20 protein-coding genes and 1 other RNA gene are annotated in these 22,831 nt (G+C 45.3%); 16 read left to right on the top strand and 5 right to left on the bottom strand.

Annotated elements, in window-relative coordinates:
- Nucleotides 1–52: 52 nt before the first annotated feature.
- Nucleotides 53–913 carry an acyl-CoA thioesterase II gene (gene tesB, locus ACYJZR_RS10760; RefSeq protein WP_005461165.1) on the bottom strand — a complete coding sequence of 287 codons (861 nt, stop codon included), beginning with the start codon at nt 911–913 and terminating at the stop codon, nt 53–55.
- Nucleotides 914–1,224: 311 nt separating this feature from the next.
- Here tesB and ACYJZR_RS10755 point away from each other — a divergent pair, with 311 nt between their 5' ends.
- Nucleotides 1,225–1,659 (top strand): YbaY family lipoprotein, encoded by a 435-nt coding sequence (locus ACYJZR_RS10755; RefSeq protein WP_025542216.1) that lies wholly within the window; start codon nt 1,225–1,227, stop codon nt 1,657–1,659.
- A gap of 29 nt (nt 1,660–1,688) precedes the next feature.
- Here ACYJZR_RS10755 and ACYJZR_RS10750 read toward each other — a convergent pair whose 3' ends face one another.
- Nucleotides 1,689–1,991, bottom strand: a complete 303-nt coding sequence (locus ACYJZR_RS10750; protein ID WP_005461131.1) for a DNA base-flipping protein — start codon at nt 1,989–1,991, stop codon at nt 1,689–1,691.
- A 268-nt stretch (nt 1,992–2,259) separates the two neighbouring features.
- On the opposite strand from ACYJZR_RS10750, the gene ACYJZR_RS10745 reads away from it, so the two are divergent.
- The 4 genes from ACYJZR_RS10745 to ACYJZR_RS10730 all read left to right on the top strand — a co-directional run bounded on the left by ACYJZR_RS10745 (nt 2,260) and on the right by ACYJZR_RS10730 (nt 6,267).
- A complete protein-coding gene (locus tag ACYJZR_RS10745; protein WP_021449578.1) occupies nt 2,260–3,003 on the top strand; it encodes a VP0952 family biofilm-associated protein in 744 nt (247 codons plus the stop codon).
- A gap of 160 nt (nt 3,004–3,163) precedes the next feature.
- Nucleotides 3,164–5,167: a GGDEF domain-containing protein gene (locus ACYJZR_RS10740; RefSeq protein ID WP_023624111.1), complete on the top strand. Its 2,004-nt coding sequence runs from the start codon at nt 3,164–3,166 to the stop codon at nt 5,165–5,167.
- Nucleotides 5,168–5,303: 136 nt separating this feature from the next.
- Nucleotides 5,304–5,400, top strand: an RNA gene (ffs, locus tag ACYJZR_RS10735) — signal recognition particle sRNA small type.
- A 132-nt stretch (nt 5,401–5,532) separates the two neighbouring features.
- A complete protein-coding gene (locus tag ACYJZR_RS10730; RefSeq protein WP_005495942.1) occupies nt 5,533–6,267 on the top strand; it encodes an RNA methyltransferase in 735 nt (244 codons plus the stop codon).
- Between the two features lie 91 nt (nt 6,268–6,358).
- Here the strand turns inward: ACYJZR_RS10730 and fdxA are convergent, their stop codons facing one another.
- Nucleotides 6,359–6,682 (bottom strand): ferredoxin FdxA, encoded by a 324-nt coding sequence (fdxA, locus tag ACYJZR_RS10725; protein WP_005461160.1) that lies wholly within the window; start codon nt 6,680–6,682, stop codon nt 6,359–6,361.
- A 205-nt stretch (nt 6,683–6,887) separates the two neighbouring features.
- On the opposite strand from fdxA, the gene ACYJZR_RS10720 reads away from it, so the two are divergent.
- From ACYJZR_RS10720 to udp, 4 genes are all read left to right on the top strand, one after another.
- Nucleotides 6,888–8,507 (top strand): NAD(P)/FAD-dependent oxidoreductase, encoded by a 1,620-nt coding sequence (locus tag ACYJZR_RS10720; RefSeq protein ID WP_005461132.1) that lies wholly within the window; start codon nt 6,888–6,890, stop codon nt 8,505–8,507.
- 343 nt (nt 8,508–8,850) lie between these two features.
- Nucleotides 8,851–9,270 carry a CBS domain-containing protein gene (locus tag ACYJZR_RS10715; protein ID WP_005461138.1) on the top strand — a complete coding sequence of 140 codons (420 nt, stop codon included), beginning with the start codon at nt 8,851–8,853 and terminating at the stop codon, nt 9,268–9,270.
- Nucleotides 9,271–9,453: 183 nt separating this feature from the next.
- Nucleotides 9,454–11,760 (top strand): zinc/cadmium/mercury/lead-transporting ATPase, encoded by a 2,307-nt coding sequence (locus ACYJZR_RS10710; RefSeq protein WP_406964742.1) that lies wholly within the window; start codon nt 9,454–9,456, stop codon nt 11,758–11,760.
- Between the two features lie 310 nt (nt 11,761–12,070).
- Nucleotides 12,071–12,829, top strand: a complete 759-nt coding sequence (udp, locus tag ACYJZR_RS10705; RefSeq protein ID WP_005461152.1) for a uridine phosphorylase — start codon at nt 12,071–12,073, stop codon at nt 12,827–12,829.
- 190 nt (nt 12,830–13,019) lie between these two features.
- Here udp and ACYJZR_RS10700 read toward each other — a convergent pair whose 3' ends face one another.
- Complete coding sequence (locus ACYJZR_RS10700; protein WP_005461150.1) at nt 13,020–14,180, bottom strand: DUF1887 family protein; 1,161 nt, start codon at nt 14,178–14,180, stop codon at nt 13,020–13,022.
- Between the two features lie 153 nt (nt 14,181–14,333).
- Entirely contained in the window at nt 14,334–16,325 is a 1,992-nt protein-coding gene (locus ACYJZR_RS10695) for a methyl-accepting chemotaxis protein (protein WP_461715829.1), read from the bottom strand.
- Between the two features lie 236 nt (nt 16,326–16,561).
- Here ACYJZR_RS10695 and hinT point away from each other — a divergent pair, with 236 nt between their 5' ends.
- The 7 genes from hinT (at nt 16,562) to ACYJZR_RS10660 (ending at nt 22,772) form a co-directional block, all read left to right on the top strand.
- A complete protein-coding gene (gene hinT / locus ACYJZR_RS10690; protein ID WP_005461572.1) occupies nt 16,562–16,912 on the top strand; it encodes a purine nucleoside phosphoramidase in 351 nt (116 codons plus the stop codon).
- A gap of 74 nt (nt 16,913–16,986) precedes the next feature.
- Nucleotides 16,987–18,384, top strand: coding sequence for a COG3014 family protein (locus tag ACYJZR_RS10685; RefSeq protein WP_025509310.1), 1,398 nt, complete (start codon nt 16,987–16,989; stop codon nt 18,382–18,384).
- Complete coding sequence (locus ACYJZR_RS10680) at nt 18,384–18,776, top strand: YcfL family protein (protein WP_005456243.1); 393 nt, start codon at nt 18,384–18,386, stop codon at nt 18,774–18,776. The genes ACYJZR_RS10685 and ACYJZR_RS10680 overlap by 1 nt, the downstream gene beginning before the upstream one ends.
- A 66-nt stretch (nt 18,777–18,842) precedes the next feature.
- The gene (lpoB, locus tag ACYJZR_RS10675) at nt 18,843–19,433 is read left to right on the top strand and encodes a penicillin-binding protein activator LpoB (protein WP_080532250.1); all 591 of its coding nucleotides are present in this window, start codon (nt 18,843–18,845) and stop codon (nt 19,431–19,433) included.
- 24 nt (nt 19,434–19,457) lie between these two features.
- Entirely contained in the window at nt 19,458–20,339 is an 882-nt protein-coding gene (thiK, locus tag ACYJZR_RS10670) for a thiamine kinase (protein ID WP_005495931.1), read from the top strand.
- 74 nt (nt 20,340–20,413) lie between these two features.
- Nucleotides 20,414–20,953: an alpha/beta hydrolase YcfP gene (ycfP, locus tag ACYJZR_RS10665; protein WP_005456278.1), complete on the top strand. Its 540-nt coding sequence runs from the start codon at nt 20,414–20,416 to the stop codon at nt 20,951–20,953.
- A gap of 529 nt (nt 20,954–21,482) precedes the next feature.
- Nucleotides 21,483–22,772: an NAD(P)/FAD-dependent oxidoreductase gene (locus ACYJZR_RS10660; protein ID WP_005456272.1), complete on the top strand. Its 1,290-nt coding sequence runs from the start codon at nt 21,483–21,485 to the stop codon at nt 22,770–22,772.
- Nucleotides 22,773–22,831: the final 59 nt, after the last annotated feature.

The raw sequence follows: 22,831 nt of genomic DNA, 5'->3' as shown, positions 1-22,831 counted from the left end.
ACCCACTAAAAAGGAGTGCTGAGCACTCCTTTTTGCGTCTTATACGCACGGGTTACTTCGTGTAGCGCATGACTCCTTCTTGTACGGCAGTCGCCACCAAATGACCTTGCTGGTTATAAATTTCGCCACGCACTAAGCCTCGAGTATTACTCGCCGTTGGGCTTTCTATTGCGTACAAAAGCCATTCATCCATCTTGAAGGGACGATGGAACCAGATTGAATGGTCAATCGTCGCAACTTGGAAATTCGGCGTCATTAACGACACTTCATGTGGATGCATCGCCGTGACCAAAAATCCCCAATCTGACGCGTAAGCCAGCAAGTATTGATGAATCAGTTGGTTATCTGGCATCTCACCGTTAGCACGAATCCAAAGGTACTGTTTTGGCTCCGCTTTTTTGGGTTTTAGAGGATTGATCACCGTGACAGGGCGAGTCTCAATCGGTTTTTCTCCGCAGAATGTTTTACGCAAGCGCTCTGGCAGAAACTCCGCAATATGACTTGCGAGTTCACTCTCTGAGGCGAAGTTTTCAGGCCCCGGAATATCTGGCATGGCTTTCTGGTGATCGAACCCCGGTTGATCGCCGTGATAAGAAGCCGTTAGATAAAAAATAGGTCGTCCATTTTGCACTGCTTTAACGCGTCTGGTGCTAAAGCTACGTCCATCTCTTAAATTTTCCACATCGTAAATGATCGGCTTTTCAGGGTCTCCAGGGTAGAGAAAATAGCTATGGAAGGAGTGCACAGTGCGTGTTTCTTCTACTGTGTAACGCGCCGCTGAGAGGGCTTGTCCAATCACTTGGCCGCCGTAGACTTGAGGTAAACCTAGGTTTTCACTTTGTCCACGAAACAAGCCTTCTTCTAATTTTTCGAGTTGTAGTAGGCTGAGCAATTCTCGTAATGGTTTACTCATTGTGTCTCCTCACCGATGTGTTTTTTCTTCACGTTACCTCAAGATCTGATGATCTGTGAAGTGACTTTGTTTAGAACTGTTGAGTGACTTAATAGTAGTCTCATCCATAAACCTACGAATAAGGCAAAATGAATGGTAACAACGTTTCTGCTTTGCAGGAAAAGTCCGGCTAGTCCTAATTATGAAACGAAATCAATTGTTTGAAAAATTCTAACTTAGTCAAACTATTGTCAAATAAACGAAAGGAAACAAGACAGTTTTATATTCCAACCCTATACTTATCCCGATTTAATACTCTTCTTGAGGAATATATGAAAAAAACACTACTACTTGTTACTTCTTTACTTTTTGGCGCTGCGTTAGTGGGTTGCCAAACTTCTCAAACAACAGAAATGGAATCTGCTGAGGCGTCAATGAAGACAATTACAGGTACAGTGGCTTACCGTGAACGTATTGCTCTACCACCAAATGCTGTGGTTACGGTAACACTAGAAGATGTGTCTTTGGCTGATGCGCCATCTAAGCTTCTAGCAAAACAAACGTTCGAAACAGAAGGTAAGCAAGTTCCTCTTGCGTTTGAGCTGAGTTACGACAGCAACAAAATTAAACCGAATCACACTTACAGCGTGCGCGCGCGTATTGAAGTGGATGGTAAATTGCGTTTCATCAGTGATACGCATAACGGTGTGATCACAGATGAAGCACAAACTCACCAGTTGGATATTCGTCTAGTTGGTACGCGTTAATACCCAACATAGCGAACAAAAATGGCAGCCTAAGGCTGCCATTTGTATTTTCTGAGGGCGATTTTTCCTATCTCAGACACTTCGATCCCTTCTGCTTCTAATTTCTGCTTTTGCCTGTCTAAGTCTCTGCCTTTCAGCGATATCTTTCCTTGACTATTGATGACTCGAAACCAAGGCAATTTGCTACCTTCTGGCAAATTCCCAAGAGCTTTTCCTACGTGTCTGGCGTATCCCGGATAGCCTGCCATTTTGGCAATTTCGCCGTAGGTCGATACTTTTCCTTTTGGAATTTGGTGAATTACAGCAAAGATTTGCACTAAAAATTGGTCCATACTGAAACTGTCCGTTGTGGCTTGCTAAGGAATGGTAATACACACGACTTGTATTTCGCTAACAGTTCTTGTGCATGGTTAACATTTGTTGCTAGTGAGTTAGATGCCTTTTTAAAGCCCTTTTAACTAAAGACAAATTGGTGCATCAAGCGCACGAAATACAAATTAACGATAAGCTAAGCTTGAATCTAGACCCACTCAACGACTTTAGATACCCAGTTTTATTTGCCGTTGAGTTACCAAGTTGGTGGGGAAGCCAGGAGGCGCTATGATTTTTTCAACACTTCAATTTTTCATCACAACTTTTCTTGCCGTTGTGTGTGCCCGAGCGATGAGTTTGAGTGAGGGCGAAATCCCAGTACTCGCGCTCATGATCCCGGCATTATGGCTGTTGCCTCAAGGTGGCTTTGCTGGCTTAGTGTTGCTCGGCGCTATGATGGTGTTTGGCGCGACGCTTTCGATGCAGCCCATTGCGTTGTCTGTAGGCGTGCTGATTCTATTCCCGTTACTTATGGTGGTGTTCTCACATCGCAGCTCTCTTGGCGTTCTCCTTACTACCGGTTTGATTGTGATTACCTTACAAGTAGGGCTGATGGTCACGCAACAAGGCGGTAAGCTTGATGGTTCAGCTTGGGTGACCGTGGTTCAAACGTTGTCTGTTGTGGTCATGTGGTGGGCTGCAACACATTGGAAACGATCAGAAAAACACAGCTGGTGGCCTTTGCTTTTACTTTTGCCTCTCTGGATTGCCGATCTTCATTACGCGGTGCTGGTGGCGTTGAGCATTACTGGGATGTTGGCTTCGATGGAAACACTCGCCAAATTAAAAGACTCGATTCGCTGGAGTAAGTTGCTTTGTTGGACACTACCAACCGTCGGTTTTGCAGCGTTGGTGGTGAGCCCTAATACGGATGTACCAAATCCTGTATTTGTGGTCTGGATCTGTTTGTTGGGTACTGCTTGGATGACGGACTACATCTTACGTAGTAGTGACGAGCAGGCGGAGTTATAAAATAGTTGTAGGCGTTCAGAGGAAAAAGTGACCCGTGCGGCAGACTGTTGAATTGATTGTGAAACAATAAGTGAATTAGTATATGTTCATCATTTCATAATCATTCTACTTTCCATAATAATAACCACACTGTAAGTGGTTAATTTTAGATAAGTTTGTCATGATCACACTTGCTCGAACGCTGCTGCTTTTCGCTTGTCTGTTGCCAAGCCTTCATGTAAAGGCCGAACCTTCATTACAGCCTCACTATAAAATCGCGACAGAAGCGGATGATGTTGTCACTCGCGTTTTATTTGATGCGGTATCCACTGAATTTGGTGTGAGTGTTGAGTACATCAACTACGCGAGTTTTGATGCCATTTTAGATGCAGTCGCGAATGAAGACGCGGACTTTGCTGCCAACATTACCTATACCGATACTCGCGCCGAGCGTTTCAGCTACTCCCGACCAACAAACATTGAATACACATATTTATATGGGTTGAGCGACTCGACATTAGATGATATTTCGCGTGTTGGTGTGCCTCAAAACACCATCTACTCAGAACTGATCAAACAGTATCATCCAGAGTTAAAACAAGTTCCCTATAAAGGCCATAATGAAGCAGTACGTTTGCTACAAACTGGTTTAGTGGATGGCGTGGTTGATGCGATTAACCAACTTAAACCAATGTTGTTGGAAGGGTTTGATGCAAAAATGCTCAACGATCAGATCTCCATCAAACCTGTTTCTATCATTAGTAAAAAAGGTCACCACTTAGAAGAGTTGGATACCTTTGCCTCGTTTATTCATGGTGAAGCGGTACAAAAGCAACTTCGTGAGCAAATCGCGTTGTATCAATTTGAGTTGAGACGTTCAGCCCTGCGAGATGCGATCAAGTTACTGCCTGTCGATTTAAAAGAGCCAATTCGAATCAAAATGGAATCCATCTTTCCTTATGTGGTGTACAACCCTGATGGCACCGTACAAGGGATGACAGCCGATATCGTTCTACAAAGCTGTGAAATTCTGGATTTAAACTGTGTGATCATCAGTGAGCCTAACGAAAGTTGGGAGTCGATGTATCGCCAGTTCATGAAAGGTGAATTTGATATTTTGGCACCATTGACGGTGAGCAGAGAACGGCATGAATTCAGCTATTTCCCAAGACCGCACTATTCACCAGCTTCAGTGATGGTCAAGCGATTGGGTTACAAGCCAAACACCTATTCCCATGTGTCACAATTGATCTCTGAAAGAATCGGTGTAGTCAAAGACGATTTCTTCGATCAAATGATGACTCAGCTTTTACCGTTGAAAGAGCTTGAGCGTTTTAACACGCAGCACGATCTTATTGAAGCATTGCTTAAAGGGGAGGTGGATTACATCCCGATGGATACGGCAATGCTCAACCATTTCCTTCGTTTGAGCGAGCTTGTGCCCATCGAACAAGATACCGCGATAGGGGAGTTTTACAGTTCGCAGTTGTCTATCGGCCTCGTCGCGAATGAACGCGGTGCAATGTTAGCGCCATATTTTAGCCGCGCGATCGCGATGTTGGGCGTTGACAAAATTGTGGCTCAATACGATTTGCGTCCAGATTGGCGCACGGCGTTAGAGTATGAGGTGCGATTGGCAACACAAACCCAAGCGGTATTTCTATTCGTACTTGTATTGGCAATTTGTGTTTCTCTCTATCTGTATCGTCAATCCAACACCGATAATTTAACTGGGTTGAGGAATCGTCGCTCTTTGCAAGTTAAGTATCGCCAAGGGGTGAATAAGGATTTGGCGATTCTTTATTTAGATATTAATCACTTCAAACAAATCAACGATACCTACGGTCATTTAGCCGGTGATGAAGTGCTGCAATTGCTTTCGCTGAAGATACATCGAGTGTGGTCTGGGCGAAGCTATCGTATTGGTGGTGACGAATTTATTTTGCTCGGATACCCAACACAAATAGAGCTTTCGCGAGCCGTTCAAGAACTGAGTCGATTGGATGTTACCGATAAATTGTGCGCAGAGCTGAAAACCGTCACGATTTCAGTTGGTGTTTCTGAGAAACGAAAGCAGCACATGAGCTTGGAACAAGCGCTGCATTTAGCGGATGAAGACATGTACGTCAGCAAACATTCTTCTCGTCATTATTCTGGTTCTAGCAACTATCTTGTTCAGTCTTAAATGGATGAATTGATCGAGTTTTGTCCAAACGAATGAAGAATAGTGGATTTAGCGGTTTTTGCCCTTGCATTATGAAGGCCGATACTGAATAATCCCCAACATCATTTGAGGCAAGCCCTCAAAAAGAATTATGGGGCTCTGGTCCTCTCGCAACAATAGCTCGTGAACTCGGTCAGGTCCGGAAGGAAGCAGCCGCAGCGTGTGACTTGTGTGCCGGGATGTGGCTGGGGTCCCACCCTTTAAAAGCCCCGCTTATATAGCGGGGCTTTTTCGTTTTTAACATCTCTTTTTGCCTTGAGCACTTTACTTTATAATCACGCTTGTTTTAATTCGCCAAGTATTCACTTTCCACCTGAGATATTGTCATGATTTCAAAAAACCAACTAAAACTGCTTCGTGCTTTGGGCCAAAAGAAACAGCGTAAAGCGCATGGTTTGTTTCTTGTTCAAGGTGAAAAGAACGTATTAGAGTTGGCGAGCAGCTCATTGGTTGTGAAGCAAATTTTTGCTACGGCAGACTTTTTGGAAAGTCACCGCCAAGAGCTGAGTGGTTTTGAGTGCGTTGAAGCGTCGCTTGATGATCTAACCAAAGCAAGTACGCTTGTGAGCAACAACGCCGCCATTGCTGTGGTAGAGATTCCAAACGTAAAAGAACCACAGGCAAAGGGCTTGATGATTGCTCTGGATGGTGTTTCAGACCCAGGTAATCTAGGTACGATTATCCGTGTAGCTGACTGGTATGGCATTAAGCACATTATTGCGAGCACTGACTGTGCAGACCCGTATAACCCAAAAACCATCAGCGCGACAATGGGCAGTTTTGGGCGTGTACAAGTGAGTTTGGTTGATTTGCCAAGCTACTTAGCTGAAGCAAACTTGCCAGTGTATGGTGCTTTCCTTGAAGGTGAGAGCGTGCATAAAACTGATTTTTCAGCAGAAGGTATTTTGTTGATGGGCAGCGAGTCACATGGTGTGCGAGAAGAAGCGTCCAAGTTCGTGACAGATAAGATCACGATTCCTGCTTTCGGTGGCGCAGAATCTTTAAACGTGGCAATGGCGACGGGCATCATTTTGGACAACATGCGTCGTCAGCACAGCTAATCGTATCAACGAAATTTAGATACAAAAAAAGCGTAACGGCCTAGGCGATGTCAAGCTGAGGTTCATTACGCTTTTTTCGTTTTGAATGCGGTTATTTTTCTAACATATCCAACTTGTTTGGCACGCCATTCCATTTTTCCGCTTCATCCATCGCTGGTTTCACTTCAGTTTGTACCGGCCAGATTTCTGCGAGTTCGGCGTTGAGCTCTTTATAGATGGTTTGATCTTCAGGCAGCTCGTCTTCTTGGAAGATTGCCGCTGCGGCACACTCGTCAACACACAAGCCACAGTCGATACATTCTATTGGGTTGATTACCATGAAGTTTGGACCTTCGTGGAAGGCGTCAGCCGGGCACACCGCGACACAGTCGGTGTATTTACATTGGATACAGTTATCGGTTACGACAAACGCCATGATAATCAGCTCTTAAGTTAGTCAAAATCAAAGAAGGGGGATAATACTCATCCCAAGGCAAAATTCAACATTCACCAAGTTAAATCCGTCGTCCAGCCTTGATTTAGTATGACAGACAATTCAATTTCTCGTAAAATGCGCGCCATTGTGAGCTGGGAGCCGTTAGGTTTTTTGGCTAAGACACCTACTATAACGAGACATCGATATGATTCGTATTAATGAAATTAAGCTTCCTCTTGATCATGAGGAAGGCGCGCTATTAGACGCGATCACTAAAAAACTTGGCATTCCTGCTGAGAAAGTTATCTCTTTTAACGTCTTTAGACGCGGCTACGATGCTCGTAAGAAAACCAATATTCATCTTATTTACACGCTAGACATCATCGTTGAAGGCGATGAAACCGCGTTGCTAGCGAAGTTCGCAAACGATCCTCACGTTCGCCAAACACCAGACATGGAATACAAGTTTGTTGCGAAAGCACCTGAGAACCTAACAGAGCGCCCAATCGTCATCGGTTTTGGTCCATGTGGTCTATTTGCTGGTTTGGTGTTGGCTCAAATGGGTTTCAACCCAATCATTGTTGAACGTGGGAAAGAAGTTCGTGAACGTACTAAAGATACTTTCGGTTTCTGGCGTAAACGCACGCTAAACCCAGAATCAAACGTACAGTTTGGTGAGGGCGGTGCGGGTACGTTCTCTGACGGTAAGCTGTACAGCCAAGTGAAAGATCCAAACTTCTACGGTCGCAAAGTGATCACTGAATTTGTTGAGGCTGGCGCACCAGAAGAAATTCTATACGTAAGTAAACCGCACATCGGTACTTTCAAGCTGGTAACGATGATCGAGAAAATGCGTGCGACTATCATCGAGCTAGGTGGTGAAATTCGCTTTAGTACTCGTGTTGATGATCTTCATATGGAAGACGGTCAAATCACTGGCGTGACATTGTCAAACGGTGAAGAGATCAAATCTCGTCACGTGGTATTGGCTGTTGGTCACAGTGCGCGTGATACATTTGAAATGTTGCACGAGCGCGGTGTGTACATGGAGGCGAAACCATTCTCGGTTGGCTTCCGTATCGAGCACAAGCAATCGATGATCGACGAAGCGCGTTTTGGTCCAAATGCGGGTCACCCAATTCTTGGTGCTGCGGATTATAAACTGGTTCACCATTGTAAAAATGGTCGTACCGTGTACAGCTTCTGTATGTGTCCAGGCGGCACTGTTGTTGCGGCGACATCTGAAGAAGGTCGCGTAGTGACGAACGGCATGAGCCAATACTCTCGTGCAGAGCGTAACGCAAACAGTGCGATTGTTGTGGGTATTTCTCCTGAGGTGGATTACCCGGGTGATCCTCTAGCAGGTATCCGTTTCCAACGTGAACTTGAATCTAACGCTTACAAACTTGGCGGCGAAAACTACGATGCGCCAGCACAGAAAATCGGTGACTTCCTGAAAGGCCGTGATCCAAGTCAGCTTGGTGATGTTGAGCCATCTTTCACGCCGGGCATTAAGCTCACAGACTTATCGAAAGCGCTGCCTCCATTTGCGGTAGAAGCGATTCGTGAAGCCATTCCAGCTTTCGATCGTAAGATCAAAGGTTTTGCATCTGAAGATGGCCTACTGACTGGCGTTGAGACTCGTACCTCTTCACCAGTTTGCATTAAGCGCGGTAAAGATTTCCAAAGTGTAAACTTAAAAGGCTTCTACCCTGCGGGTGAAGGTGCAGGTTACGCTGGTGGTATTCTTTCTGCTGGTATCGATGGTATTAAAGTCGCAGAGGCGGTTGCGCGTGACATCGTTGCAGCAATGGAAAATGCATAATTAAATCACTTTTTGATTTGATGAAAGCCAGTCAGTTTTGCTGACTGGCTTTTTTGTATGTGCTGCATAGCTAATTAGGATTAGTGAGCATTTTCTGCGCGACATTTGAGACGTTTCCTCGTCATGTCTCTGGCTTTTGTTGGTGTTTACTTCTGCAGATAAATTTTTCTTACTGGGATAAATATGCAACAAGATTTAGCTTGAGAGCAGTAGATAAATGAATTTTGATAGAGATCAATAGACTACGCCTATGAACAAAATTGCTAATTTCCATTTAGTAAAATCAAGAAAGTAGACGACACTTATCTTAAGGCCGCAATAAAATGCCGCTAAGGAGATAAGAATGCATTCATTAAAAGTAAAAGATTACATGACGTTGCAAGCGGTGACTTTCACTAAAGACATGTCACTCACAGCCGCTTTGAACAAAGTGATGCAGAGCGTGACGCTTGGTGGTCCAGTCATTGATGAAAACGAAAAAGTAGTGGGGTTCTTATCTGAACAAGATTTGTTAGATAAGTTGGTGAAAGCCAGCTACCACTGCCAAGATACACATACTGTGCAAGAGTGTATGCATGAAGATGTGTTGTCCGTCTCGCCAGAAATGTCGGTCATTGAGTTGGCGGATATGATGAAAGTTGGTAAGCCAAAAATGTACCCAGTAGTTGACGACCGAGGAAAACTTGTTGGCATCATCACTCGCCGTGATGTTCTGCGCGCTATTGGGATGACGTTGAACGAATGCTTTAAACATCCAGTTTGATGACGACATCGACATGACTACTTCGAAAGGCGCTGCGGCGTCTTTCTTTTTTCGGAAAAAGGCTGAGGTTGAGCGAAGTGGTTATTTTTTTCTTTTAACAAAATTCGCCTTGACCTTGGAGCTAGCTCCAAGGTTTATCCTTAGTGGTAGATGAACAGTCTCAGCCAATAAGGAAAACAAACTATGTGTACAAAACATCAAGGTTGCCAGTCAGGCAAAATCAAAACTGCTGTGCCACTCAGCGCCCATGACTCTTGCTGCGCGCCAACTAAACCGACTCTAAATATTGATCAAGCGGGTGTTGATACTGTTGAAAGCTCTTGCTGTAGTGGAGGCAGTTGCAGTTCGGACACCGCCGATGAAGAAGGCCCCGCGGAACAGCGAGAATCCTCGATTCGTAGCAGTTGGATCGTTTCCGATATGGACTGCCCGTCTTGCGCGCAAAAGCTTGAAAAAGCCATCATGTCATTGCAAGGCGTTACGAATGCTAAAGTCCTTTTTGCTACAGAAAAGTTAGTTGTCGATTTTGATGACCATTCTCTAAGTTCGATCATCGAACAAACAGCGCGCCAAACTGGTTTCCCGCTTTCTGCGCTGGATAAACCAAAGCAAAAGAAAGAGAACAAAGGCTGGTTCGGTTTTGTTCAAGACAATCTACAGATTTTATCGATCGCAGGTGCTATGGCATTTGCGGGCCTAGTCGCAAGCATCAACCCTCAGCTTAGTAGCTGGATTTTTACTTTAACCTGTTTGCTGGGTTTGTATCCTATTGCCCGTAAGGCCGTCAAACTGGCCCGTGGTGGCACACCATTTGCCATTGAAACACTGATGAGTGTTGCTGCATTAGGTGCGTTGTACTTAGGTGAAACCGCAGAAGCCGCGATGGTGTTATTGCTCTTCCTTATTGGTGAAAAGCTAGAAGCATACGCATCATCACGAGCTCGAAGTGGCGTTCAGGCCTTAATGGATTTGGTGCCAGAAAACACCACGCTGATCATTGATGGTGTACGCAAAGAAGTGCCAGCGTCTCAGCTTCAACCTGGGGATGTCATTGAAGTGGCACCTGGCGGTCGTTTGCCTGCTGATGGTGTATTGATGACGACGTTAGCCAGCTTTGATGAAAGTGCATTGACCGGTGAATCAGTTCCTGTTGAGCATGAAGAGGGCGGGAAAATCATGGCGGGGGCGGTGGTAGTCGATAAAGTAGTGCAGGTGCAAGTGACCTCCCGCCAAGGTGAAAATGCCATTGACCGCATCCTTCATTTGATTGAAGAAGCTGAATCGCGCAAAGCGCCGTTAGAACGATTCCTCGATAAATTCAGTCGCTGGTACACACCACTTATGATGTTGGTGTCTCTTGCCGTCATCGTTACGCCACCATTACTGTTCGCTCAACCTTGGGAAACATGGGTGTACCGTGGTTTAGCATTGCTCTTAATCGCTTGTCCTTGTGCCTTGGTTATTTCAACGCCTGCTGCGATTACGTCGGGTCTGGCTGCTGCGGCACGCCGTGGTGCATTGATCAAAGGTGGGGCAGCGCTTGAGTTGCTTGGCAAAGTGGAGTCGGTCGCGTTTGATAAAACAGGCACGTTGACACAAGGTAAACCGCAAGTAACGGACGTGGTGACTTATGATGTAACAGAAGAAACACTACTGAGTTTAACGGCTTCTATCGAGATGGGGTCAAGTCATCCTTTAGCGGTTTCATTAGTGAAGCGGGCCGAAGAACAAGGCGTTTCGATTCCTGAGGCAAGTGATAAAACTGCTCAAGTCGGCTCTGGTGTAACAGGTTTGGTGAACGGTAAATTAGTGCAAGTTATTGCGCCATCAAAAGCGGACTTCCCTGTTTCTTCGAAAGTTGAACAACGTGTTATTGAACTGGAAGAACAAGGCAAAACCGTGGTGATCGTTCGTCACGATTACGAAGTTATTGGCGTGATCGCGTGGCAAGATACTCTTCGTCAAGATGCTCAACAGGCAATCGCCACGTTGAAAATGTTGGGCGTGAGTTCTGTGATGTTGACTGGGGACAACCCACGCAGTGCGGAAGCGATAGCCCATCAAATTGGTTTGGATTACAAAGCGAGCTTGTTGCCTGCCGATAAAGTGCGTTATGTGGAACAACTTTCTACTGAGCACACGGTTGCGATGGTTGGTGATGGTATTAACGACGCACCTGCGATGAAAGCTTCTAGCATTGGTATCGCGATGGGCGGAGGTACTGACGTCGCATTAGAAACTGCTGATGCGGCACTAACGCACAACCGCTTGGTTGAATTGCCAGCAATGATTGAATTATCACGTGCGACGCTGAACAACATTCGTCAAAACGTGGCGTTGGCGCTTGGCTTAAAAGGTGTGTTCTTAGTCACCAGTTTATTGGGTATCACTGGGCTTTGGGTTGCGGTCTTGGCAGACAGTGGGGCGACTGCGTTAGTGACACTCAATGCGCTACGACTTCTGCGTTTTGAATCTAAACAAGTGCAATAACGCTATTCTCAAAGTTGCTCTATATTTAACCCGAGGCGTTTCTCGTCTCGGGTTTTTATGTTTCCGTGAGAGCTATAAATTTTGTGAATGTAATCTGAGCCATCGGACTTGTTGTTATGCAACGAAATGATAAATTCGCCCGAATAATGTGATCTAAACCGTTTTAATTTGAAATTGTAGATTTATTACATTTTATCAATGTGATTATGATCACTCTATGTTGGTGCAAGGTTCGCTACAGTGCTCCTGTACCCAACAACTTACTAATGAGCTTATTGTTTACAAAATAAGCCACAATAAGGAGCGACATATGTCTCAAGCTGTATTCCATTTAGGTGTTACTGAAGCTGATCTTAATGGTGCAACTCTAGCCATCATTCCAGGTGATCCAGCGCGTGTTCAAAAAATCGCAGAACAAATGGAAAACCCTGTATTCCTAGCAAGTCACCGCGAATACACGCTTTACCGCGCAGAACTAGACGGTAAGCCAGTTGTGGTTTGTTCAACAGGTATCGGTGGTCCATCTACCTCTATCGCAGTAGAAGAGTTAGCACAGCTTGGTGTTCGCACATTCCTACGCGTAGGTACGACTGGTGCAATTCAACCACACGTAAACGTAGGCGATATGATCGTGACAACAGGCTCTGTTCGTCTAGATGGTGCAAGCCTACACTTCGCTCCAATGGAATTCCCAGCAGTTGCGGACTTTGATGTTGCAACTGCGATGAAAGCAGCAGTTGAAGAATCTGGTGCAACAGTTCATATGGGTGTGACTGCTTCAAGTGACACTTTCTACCCAGGTCAAGAGCGTTACGACACATTCACTGGTCGTGTTGTGAAGCGTTTCCAAGGCTCTATGAAAGAGTGGCAAGACATGGGCGTGCTGAACTTCGAAATGGAATCAGCAACGCTACTTACCATGTGTGCAAGCTCTGGCCTGAAAGCAGGTTGTGTGGCGGGTGTAATCATCAACCGTACACAAAAAGAGATTCCAGATCATTCAACACTGAAAGAAACGGAAGCTCGCTCAATTAAAGTTGTAGTAGAAGCAGCACGTAAAATGCTTTAAGCGCTCACTTTAGTTGGCATTTAAACAAACAGAAAAACCCAGAGGCTTGCCTCTGGGTTTTTCTATGTGCCTTGTTCAGGTGCGATTTTCTAGATTCTGAAACGCAAAGTGATTGAAGCTAGGATAGGCACTAAAAACAGGCATTAAAAAAGCAGCTCCAGTGAGCTGCTTTCGTGTTTTTAGAGGGCGACTAAATTTCGTCAGAACCGCCAGCGGCTTCAAACCATTTCGCAAGATGCGTTTTGAGATCTTTCAGCTCTTCAGGGCCGATAAGCGCAAGGCCAAGATCCTCTGCACGAGTAATGTCATTGTGACGAAGAGGGCGGAAGCTCACCAGCATAGCGCGTGCTTGTAGACCGCCTAGCAGGTCACGCAAAGATTCCAGTTTGTACAGCGTATCGTCACCATCATCGCGCATGCCTTTCGTTTTACACTCAATGATGTGCAGCTTGTTATTTACAACCGTTGCTACGTCTAGCTCGTTACGTACTTCACTTTCACCCAGCTTACGATATACCTGAACATTCAAAGAGCGATCTTGAATCGTTGGCATAGTGTCTTGGATTTGCTTCACAGTGCTGTGAACCAGAGTCTCCAACCATTCGCCGTTAGAGAATCGACGTGCGTCTTCGTTCGCGAAGGTCAAAATGCCATTTTCGTAAGTCGCGATCTGTGCTTCGACAAGATCCGACAGCAGCATGTTGAGTTCACGGTAGCCTTGTTGCTTCTCAGACAGCTCCACATCCAGCTTCTGCTCCTTACGGCAGGTTGTCGCAAGGTAGTTGAGTGTCGCCAAGCCTGGACCCAATTCAAGCGCATTTGACGCCCAGCGTTCGCCAAGCTCATACAGTTTTTGATCAAGAAGAGGAGGAAGGTCTACGTGGTGGAACTCGCCGCGCGCACCGAAAATGGTTAGGTAGTCGGAGATAGTAATGTGGTCTTCAACTTGCGTATCTTCTTTGCCATCTGGGTAAAGCCAGCAAAGTTTGTCACTGTTTGGTTCAACCACGAAGATAGGCCAGCGATAAGTACGGAAAACCTCGTAAACCGACAACAATCGATGACGAAGGCCACAGCTTGCGTTCAGTTTGACGTCTTCTCCACGGTCGTGAAGATCTTTCGCGAGCTTTTGAATCGATTGTTTAATCAGGGTTGTATTGACAGCAGACGGAATTTCAAAAAACTCAGAAGTAATCTCTCGCTGCTCTAACACGCTACTCAGTCGGTCAAACATATCTACCTGTGTTTTGTCACCAATGAATACGATATGTGTGCTTAAAGTGCGATTATCCAATAGAGGAGTGACCAATCTCACTGGGTCTTGGTCGATAATACCAACATGAACAGCCATAGATTTTCCTTTTTGTGTGGCCGCTCGAAAAGAGAAGTGCAAGGGATGAGCAGGCCATATTACCCATATGTAGACAAGGCCGAGAAAAAACAAGGGCGACTTCATAAAAAGTCGCCCTTATACAGCTGGTTGCATCAACTGTTGCATAAAAATTTACAATTTAAAGCGATGGACTAATTCATTTTGCTGATGAGCAAGCTGAGTGAGAGATTCACTCGTATGAGTGATGCTCGACATCGCGTGGTAACTTTCATCCGCAATATTGTTGATGTCTTCAATGTTGCGCGCTATATCTGCTGAGGTTTCGCTTTGCTCTGCTGCCGCTTGAGAAATGTGCGTACTCATTTGGCTGATTTCGATAATGAGTGCTTGGATCTCTTCCATTGAACTGTTCGCTTTCGAGGCTTGCTCAACCGACATTTCCATATCACTCATGCAGCTTTGAATCACTTGGTTGGCTGACTGAGAGCTCGATTGCAGATTGCTGATCATCGATTCGATTTCTGTGGTGGATTGTGTGGTTTTCGATGCCAGCACACGTACCTCATCGGCTACCACGGCAAATCCGCGTCCTTGCTCTCCTGCACGTGCCGCTTCAATCGCGGCATTGAGAGCCAACAAGTTGGTTTGCTCAGCAATGTTGCGGATGACATCCAAAATTGAGCCAATTTGACCACTCATCTTTTGCAGTTCAGAAACGGCAGACACAGACTCGTGAAGGCGCGTTTCTAGCTGATTGATGGTCGAAATGTTGCTACTCATGACATTTCGGCCTTCTTCGGATGCAGACTCAACACGTTGAACCATTTCCAAAGAGCCTTGAGCGCTTTGCGCAACTTCTTGAACCGAGTGAGACATCTCGGTCATAGCCGTTGCCACGTTGGCGGTCTGCTCACGTTGTACATTCAGCTTAGATTGCGCTTGAGAAGACGTTCGTTCGTTGGTCGTCGCGGTCGAGGCTAAGTTTTCTGATGCTTCATTTAGCTTCACTAGAATGTCGTGCAAGCTGTCCGCTAACGTGTTGATATGGCCACTAACGCGGCTGAACTCGTTGTTAAAGCGAATATCAATACGTTGCGTCATATCGCCTTTAGTTAGGCTCTCTAGCGCATTGAGAATACGTGTTAATGGCTCACGCACACTTTGCGCGATGTGATAGCCGATAGCCGCCGCAAACAAAACTACAACTACACCAATCACAATCGCTTTCGTCACGCCAGCAGAGTAAATGTCACCGGCATCATCAAGAGATTCGTTTAGTTTGTCTGTTGCTGTCGCTGTGAATTGCTCAAGGATAGCCATCGTAGAATCGACTTTGTTAGCTAAGTTCGCAATGTTGTCGTACAGAGCTGCTCGAGCGTTGAGGTAGTTGTTGTGTTGGTCTAGCACACCACCACGCATACCTACGTCACGGGTAAATTGTTCTACGGATTCGCCAAAAGCTTTTTCTAGCTCAGGAAGTTGAGTGACCAACCCGCGGAACGCGTAGTTCAAGTGCGTTACTGCTTTACGGTTTTTCGTTACCGCTTGCGTAACAAACTCAGGATTGGAGCTGGCCAGCGCATCGGAAGTGATCACTTCGGCATCTTTGAGTTTGATGAAGTAGCTTTTCGCCATAACTTTCACTGAAATACTCGATTGGTCTGCAACGTATTCTTTCAGGCCAACAGAAAGTTCAGTGTTGAGTTTTTGAAAGCGGCGTGATGACTTCTGCACTTCTTCTTGTGCTGAAAACATTGCTTCATAGTTGTCCATCGCTTCGAGTGCTTCGGTAAAGTAGCTTTGCTCTAGCGTCTTCAGTTGAGAAAAAGGTTCGGCAAGAGAAGGGTAGATCTGGCTTGCTGATTCGAGCTGCGCCAAAGTGGATTCAAAACGTTGTTGAGATCTCGCAAACTCCTGACGCATTTCTTCCATGCGCTGTTTATTCTCAGTGGTCAGAAAATCTTTAAAAGACTTGTCGGCAGAAAGCAGTTCCACACTGGTTTGGTTAGATAACGATACAAGGGGCAACGATGATTTAGAGACGGTTTCAAATTTACCGTGAATATCGTGCATTCCCCCCATCATAATGGCAATTGTGACAGCAAACAGGATGATGATCAGCGCAAAGCCCGCATACATCCTTTTAATAACTGAACCTCGCATAAGTGAGCTTCCTCTCCCAAAAATAGACAACATAAATAAGAATTGTCTTAAAAAAGTAACAAAATTCATTGGATTGTATTGAGTTCGTGACACACGTTTTATGACGCATACGACAAAAAAAGCTTCGTTTATTAGCATTAGATTGATAATGTTAAGTGAACACTGTTTTTTATTGAGCTCAGCTTTGGGTTGGAGCATACTAAATGGGTTACACACCTTTATAAAATGGAGTCCCCATGGCGGAAGAAACTATCTTTAGTAAAATTATTCGTAAGGAAATCCCAGCAGACATTCTTTACCAAGATGATTTAGTGACCGCGTTTCGCGATATTAACCCTCGCGCGCCAAGCCACATTCTTATCATCCCGAACAAGTTGATTCCGACAACGAACGATGTGGAAGCAGAAGACGAAGCAATGATGGGACGCCTATTCACTGTGGCGAAGAAGCTTGCGAAAGAAGAAGGCATTGCTGAAGACGGTTACCGTTTGATCCTTAATTGCAACCCTCATGGTGGCCAAGAGGTTTACCATATCCACATGCACCTACTAGGCGGTCGTCCTTTAGGTCCAATGGTATTGAGCTAAGCTAATTTGAAAAGGGTGGTGCCTATGCCACCCTATTTATATTCTTTTCTGAGCACACATTTGCGGAGATAAATGTGAAATTAGGTGTGAAGCTGTTTGGACTGATTAGCTGGGTCTTGATGGCGTCTGGCTGCGCTAATTTGTCTGCGGGCAATTTGTTTAGCCACTACAGCGACCAGAATCAAGAAGTTTATCAGGCAGTTGTTGCTGGCAATTATGCCAACGCTGAGCAACTCCAATCGAGCGACGTCGGTGGCGAGATCCTTGGCAATTTCGAAAAGGGTCGTATTTCATTCCTTGCGAAAGATTATCCAACCAGCCTCAAAGCTCTCGAAGAGAGCGACCGCGCGGTACGTGTTCAACAAGACCGAGCAACCATTTCTGTTTCTGAAACAGCGACGAGCGTAGGTTCACTTGCTGTAAACGACAATCTTAACGAATACCAACCTGCAGACTACGAACTCGGCTTTTTGCATTTATACCTTGGTCTGAACTATCTACAAAAAAATGATTTAGAAGGCGCACTCGTCGAAGTTCGTCGTGCCAACCAAGTTCAGGAAGCGGCGAGAAAAGCGCGTGAAAAAGAGCTGAAGTCGGCAGAAAAAGATCTAAAAAACCAAGGTATGTCAGCCAACTTAGGCAGCGTGCTCGCGAGTTATCCAGACGCAGGGAAAAAACTCAGCGCGGTGCAAAACGGTTATCTCTTCTATCTTTCTGGTTTGTTGTACGAAGCGTCACGCGATCTTAACAGCGCTTATGTGGATTACCGTCGCGCTTTGGCTGTGATGCCAGATAACAAACAAGTTATTGAAAGCACGATGTACGCCGCGAAAAAACTCGGTATGCGTGAAGACTTACGTCTGCTTGAAAAACGCTATGGCAAGGCACCGACAGGGTTAAATAAGTCACAAGGACGCGTCATTGTGATTGACGAGCAAGGTGTGGTTGAGGCTTTGCAAGGTTGGCGTATTGATTTACCTATTTTTGACAGTCGCGGCAATGGCGCAATCTACTCATTGGCACTACCTTATTATCCGAAACGTGGGGCACCACGCTTTAGTGATGTGGCTTTGAATGGAAAAACGCTGCCTTCTAGTACGTTGGCTGACGTTAATGCCATGGCTCAGAATGATTTGAATGAACGCTTAACGACAATAGTGATTCGCCAAGCCATTCGCGTTTGGGCGAAAGACCGAATCAGAAAAGAAGCAGCGAAAAAAGGCGATGACGTCGGCAATATTCTTTTCAACGTTTGGAATACGTTAACAGAACAACCAGATACTCGAAGCTGGCAAACGCTGCCAGCGCAAGTGAAGACGGCCTCACAAATTGTGAAGCCGGGTACACAGCAGCTAAATTTAGGCGATCAAGTCTATCAATTTGACGTACCAGCGCAGCAAACCACACTGGTGTGGGTTTCTCGTCAGGGAGCGCATTCGACGGTATGGCATAAACAATTAGGGAGATTGTAATGAGAGCATGGCTTATTGGCTTAGCAGTCATTATCGGTTTGGCAGGTTGTGCGGACAACACTGCTGGGATCCGAGTTGATGGCCAAACACAAAACGTATTTTTTAACGATAACGTATTGGGCAGCCGACTGTTGGTTGACAACATCACCACGACTTACGTCGATGATCGACCACGTGGTGTGGTGCAGTTAAGCAGCAACTACAAAGGTGACCAGCACATTCTTTATCGCTTCTACTGGTACGACAACAATGGTTTGGAAGTGAACACCAAACCGGGGCCTTGGCGCAAAATGATCGTGCGTGGATTTGAATCTGTGACGCTTTCGGAAGTCACGGTCAATCCAAATGGTACACATTTCCGTGTTCAAATTAGAGAAGCACAAGACGATTAATCTTAACGGCTTTGCCGTAGCTGCCGCGCCAACATGCGCTGGTATTGATATAACTAAGGAACTCTCATGAAAAAAAGTATTATTGCTCTTTTAGGTCTAGCCGTTATTTTGGGTGGTTGTTCTAATAAAGTCTCTTACGGTGATTCACAAGCGATTGAAACGACAACCATCGATTTCGGTTCGACGGACCTACAAAAAATTGCTGGCGAGATGGTAGACAGCATGATGATGTCAGGTTCAGTAGCAGCAATTACTCGTGACCAACGTCCAATCGTGTTTGTTGAGCGAATCAAGAACAAAACCAGTGAGCACATCGACACTGAATCGATCACTGATACCATCTCAACTAAAATGCTGAACTCAGGCAAATTCCGCTTTGTTGATATGGACCGCGTAGAATCGGTTCGTGAGCAACTTAACTTCCAAAATACGGACGAGCTTGTTAACCAAAGTACAGCAATTCAGTTTGGTAAAATGGTCGGTGCGCAATACATGCTTTACGGTAACCTTTCTAGCATCGTGAAAAATGCAGGTAGCGATAAAGATGTATACTACAAAATGACAATGCGTTTGATGGATTTGGAAACAGGCCTAATCGAATGGGCTGATGAAACAGAAATCCGCAAAGAGCAATCTAAGAGCCTATTTGGCCTTTAATTGACCATAATGGAGAAGTCATCAATGGCGTGGTTTTCTTGGCAACAAGCAAAACAGTTAGATCCGAGCTTAAATGCGTTAGATGGCTTCTTTTCAGAACCACCGGTGAAGGTGCAAACCGTCACCGGCGGGCTCACCAACCGCTGTTGGCGGTTGGAATCTTCTCAAGGCCTTGCTTATGTCTGGCGACCGACCAGCAACGTATGCAAGGCTTTTTCTATCTCTCGTCATAACGAGTATCAAGTTCTTCATGCTATCGAGCCGCTAAATCTCGGGCCAAAGCCGATCTTCGTTCATGAGCAAGGGTTGTTAGTGGAGTGGATCGATGGGATCACGCTGACAAAAGATGGCATCGAGTTGGAAGAGCTCTTACCCATCGCGGCGACCATTCATCAATACCATTCGAGCTCCATACCTGTTGTGCCATTTTCTTACATCTCGCGAATTGATCATTATTGGTTGGAGTTAGAAGGAAAGTACGTCGGCTCGGAATTTGAAACCCTATACAAACACTGGCGTTCTGAACCTAGTGTTGAGCAAATTCCGTTAGCGCTGTGTCACTTTGATTTGGGGTGTTACAACCTAGTTCGGGGAGAGCAGGGCGTGAAAGTCATTGATTGGGAATACGCAAGCCTTGCAGACCCAAGATTGGATTTAACGCTCATTTTGCAAATTACCGATTCGCCAATAGAAGAGTCGGTTGAACGCTATTGCCAGATTCGAAATATTGAAAATACCTCAGTTTGGCTTGAAGGAGTAAAAGCGTGGCAACCCCGCACTTTAGTGATGGCAATGCTTTGGTACTTGCTTGCTTATAAATTATGGGGAGATGAACAATACTTAAACAGTGCGCAAGAGTTTAAAGACTTATTGTGTTTAGAAGATCACTGTTTTGAGAACTCGTGACGTTTTCCCCTTTATCAGTAAGGAAATAGTGGTAGTTTTAAAAAAAGTACCAGATTTTACAGGGAGAGGTACACATGATTATTTACTTGCACGGCTTTGATAGTACAAGCCCAGGTAACCACGAAAAAGTTCTTCAACTACAGTTCATCGATGACGATGTCCGTTTCATTAATTACAGCACGCTTCATCCTAAACATGACATGCAGCACCTGCTAAAAGAAGTGTCGAAGGTTATCGATCAGTCTGATGATCCTAATCCACTTATCTGTGGGGTTGGCCTTGGTGGGTATTGGTCTGAGCGTATTGGTTTCTTGTGTGGTATTAAGCAAGTGATGTTCAATCCGAACTTACATCCAGAAAACACCATGGCTGGTCGCATCGATCGACCAGAAGAATACGAAGATATTGCAACGAAGTGTGTAGATCAGTTCAGAGCTAAAAACCAAGGGCGCTGTTTAGTGATTTTGTCGAAAGAAGATGAAATTCATGACAATACAAAAACGGCTTCTGAGTTAGAAAAGCACTACGACATCATCTGGGATGAATCGCAGTCACATAAGTTCAAGAAAATCTCTCAGCATCTTCAAGCGATGAAAGAGTTCAAAAATACCTAGTACGCAAAACTCATTGTTTACGATTTAAACAGCACTGCTTGCAGTGCTGTTTTTCTATCTGTCCCATTTCGCTGGATTACTCCAGCTCACATTTTCAGCCGTTTAAAGGCAAGAATATTGTGTTCTTTCTATGGTTTTCTTACTGATGAACTATGTGGCACGAATACCTTGTTGTAGAGTAGTCGAAAAGTAGTCAATCCGCATCCAGAGTAAGGATTTTGGTTGCCTTCAAAGGATGGCTCTATATAATGAACCAGACTAAAATAATTTGATAAATATCAAAAAAAATTGAGAGCGAGTGAGAAACTTGCCCACTTTTGTCTGGAATCGTATGTTTCAGGCGATGTAAATGATGCCCAATGAACAAACAGTAATAACAACGAAAAACATAGGCATCCGTTTTAATCCAAACAAGCTGAGACACCTCTAAGAACCAAGAATTCATCGGTTGGATGTTTTACTGCAGATTTGCTGTGAGTGAGACATCGGGCTGAACCCCATATATTCATTTTTGTAGAGGAAAATCATTGTGACACGCATTATCGTTGTAGGCGGCGGTGCTGGTGGCCTTGAGTTGGCGACTAAGCTTGGCCGTACTCTTGGTCGTAAGAACCGTGCGCAAATTACGCTAGTAGACCGTAAAGCGAGCCACTTGTGGAAACCACTGTTGCACGAAGTTGCAACGGGTTCTTTGGACGAAGGTGTTGACGCTTTGAGCTACCGTGCTCATGCGAAAAACCATAGCTTCGATTTCCAAATGGGTAGCCTTCAAGACATCGACCGTGAACGTAAAGTGATCATTTTAAGTGAGCTGAAAGACGAGCACGGTGAACTTCTTATGCCAAGCCGCGAGCTAGAATACGATCTTCTAGTGATGGCGATTGGTTCAACATCGAACGATTTCAACACTCCAGGCGTTCGCGAAAACTGTATTTTCCTAGATAGCCCAGAACAAGCGCACCGTTTCCGTACAGAAATGAACAATGAGTTCCTAAAGCTGCATGCGAAAAACGGTAACGGCACAGTGGATATCGCGATCGTTGGTGCTGGTGCAACGGGCGTTGAGCTATCGGCTGAGCTGCACAATGCCGTGAAAGAACTTCGCACTTACGGATTTGGTGATCTAGATTCAAGCAAGCTGAATGTTAACCTGATTGAAGCGGGCGAGCGCATTCTTCCTGCATTGCCACCACGTATTTCGTCTGCGGCGCATCAAGAGCTTGTTAAGCTGGGTGTAAACGTTCGTACAGCAACGATGGTGACTAAGGCGGAGAAAGACGGCCTAACTACCAAAGATGGCGAAAAGATTCCTGCGCAAATCATGGTTTGGGCTGCGGGTATCAAAGCACCTGATTTCATCAAAGACATTGCAGGTCTAGAAACAAACCGTATTAACCAATTGGTTGTGAAAGGAACACTGCAAACAACGCGTGATGACGATATTTTTGTTATCGGCGACTTGGCGCAATGCACACAACCAGACGGCTCATTTGTGCCACCTCGTGCGCAAGCTGCGCACCAAATGGCTAGCCAAGCGTTCAGCAACATTGTGGCGAAGCTAAATGGTCGTGAGTTGAAAAACTATGTGTACAAAGACCATGGTTCTTTAGTGTCTCTAAGCCGCTTCTCTACAGTAGGTAGCTTGATGGGTAACTTAACCAAAGGGTCGATGATGGTTGAAGGCCGTATTGCACGTGTTGTTTATATCTCACTATACCGCATGCACTTGATGGCACTTCACGGCGTGTTCAAAACAGGCTTGATGATGCTGGTTGGCCGCATTAACCGTGTATTGCGTCCAAACCTTAAGCTTCACTAATATCGGCGATTCAGCCAGTTTCAGTGTTGAAACCATAGAATAGAAAAAGCCACCGCAAG

This window comes from Vibrio sp. RC2502, assembly GCF_054850435.1.
This window is presented reverse-complemented; position numbering and strand designations above follow the sequence as displayed.

Bases quoted from the DNA above. Each gene is read 5' to 3' on its own strand.
- tesB (WP_005461165.1), bottom strand. From the start codon at position 913: ATGAGTAAACCATTACGAGAATTGCTCAGCCTACTACAACTCGAAAAA.
- ACYJZR_RS10755 (WP_025542216.1), top strand. From the start codon at position 1,225: ATGAAAAAAACACTACTACTTGTTACTTCTTTACTTTTTGGCGCTGCG.
- ACYJZR_RS10750 (WP_005461131.1), bottom strand. From the start codon at position 1,991: ATGGACCAATTTTTAGTGCAAATCTTTGCTGTAATTCACCAAATTCCA.
- ACYJZR_RS10745 (WP_021449578.1), top strand. From the start codon at position 2,260: ATGATTTTTTCAACACTTCAATTTTTCATCACAACTTTTCTTGCCGTT.
- ACYJZR_RS10740 (WP_023624111.1), top strand. From the start codon at position 3,164: ATGATCACACTTGCTCGAACGCTGCTGCTTTTCGCTTGTCTGTTGCCA.
- ACYJZR_RS10730 (WP_005495942.1), top strand. From the start codon at position 5,533: ATGATTTCAAAAAACCAACTAAAACTGCTTCGTGCTTTGGGCCAAAAG.
- fdxA (WP_005461160.1), bottom strand. From the start codon at position 6,682: ATGGCGTTTGTCGTAACCGATAACTGTATCCAATGTAAATACACCGAC.
- ACYJZR_RS10720 (WP_005461132.1), top strand. From the start codon at position 6,888: ATGATTCGTATTAATGAAATTAAGCTTCCTCTTGATCATGAGGAAGGC.
- ACYJZR_RS10715 (WP_005461138.1), top strand. From the start codon at position 8,851: ATGCATTCATTAAAAGTAAAAGATTACATGACGTTGCAAGCGGTGACT.
- ACYJZR_RS10710 (WP_406964742.1), top strand. From the start codon at position 9,454: ATGTGTACAAAACATCAAGGTTGCCAGTCAGGCAAAATCAAAACTGCT.
- udp (WP_005461152.1), top strand. From the start codon at position 12,071: ATGTCTCAAGCTGTATTCCATTTAGGTGTTACTGAAGCTGATCTTAAT.
- ACYJZR_RS10700 (WP_005461150.1), bottom strand. From the start codon at position 14,180: ATGGCTGTTCATGTTGGTATTATCGACCAAGACCCAGTGAGATTGGTC.
- ACYJZR_RS10695 (WP_461715829.1), bottom strand. From the start codon at position 16,325: ATGCGAGGTTCAGTTATTAAAAGGATGTATGCGGGCTTTGCGCTGATC.
- hinT (WP_005461572.1), top strand. From the start codon at position 16,562: ATGGCGGAAGAAACTATCTTTAGTAAAATTATTCGTAAGGAAATCCCA.
- ACYJZR_RS10680 (WP_005456243.1), top strand. From the start codon at position 18,384: ATGAGAGCATGGCTTATTGGCTTAGCAGTCATTATCGGTTTGGCAGGT.
- lpoB (WP_080532250.1), top strand. From the start codon at position 18,843: ATGAAAAAAAGTATTATTGCTCTTTTAGGTCTAGCCGTTATTTTGGGT.
- thiK (WP_005495931.1), top strand. From the start codon at position 19,458: ATGGCGTGGTTTTCTTGGCAACAAGCAAAACAGTTAGATCCGAGCTTA.
- ycfP (WP_005456278.1), top strand. From the start codon at position 20,414: ATGATTATTTACTTGCACGGCTTTGATAGTACAAGCCCAGGTAACCAC.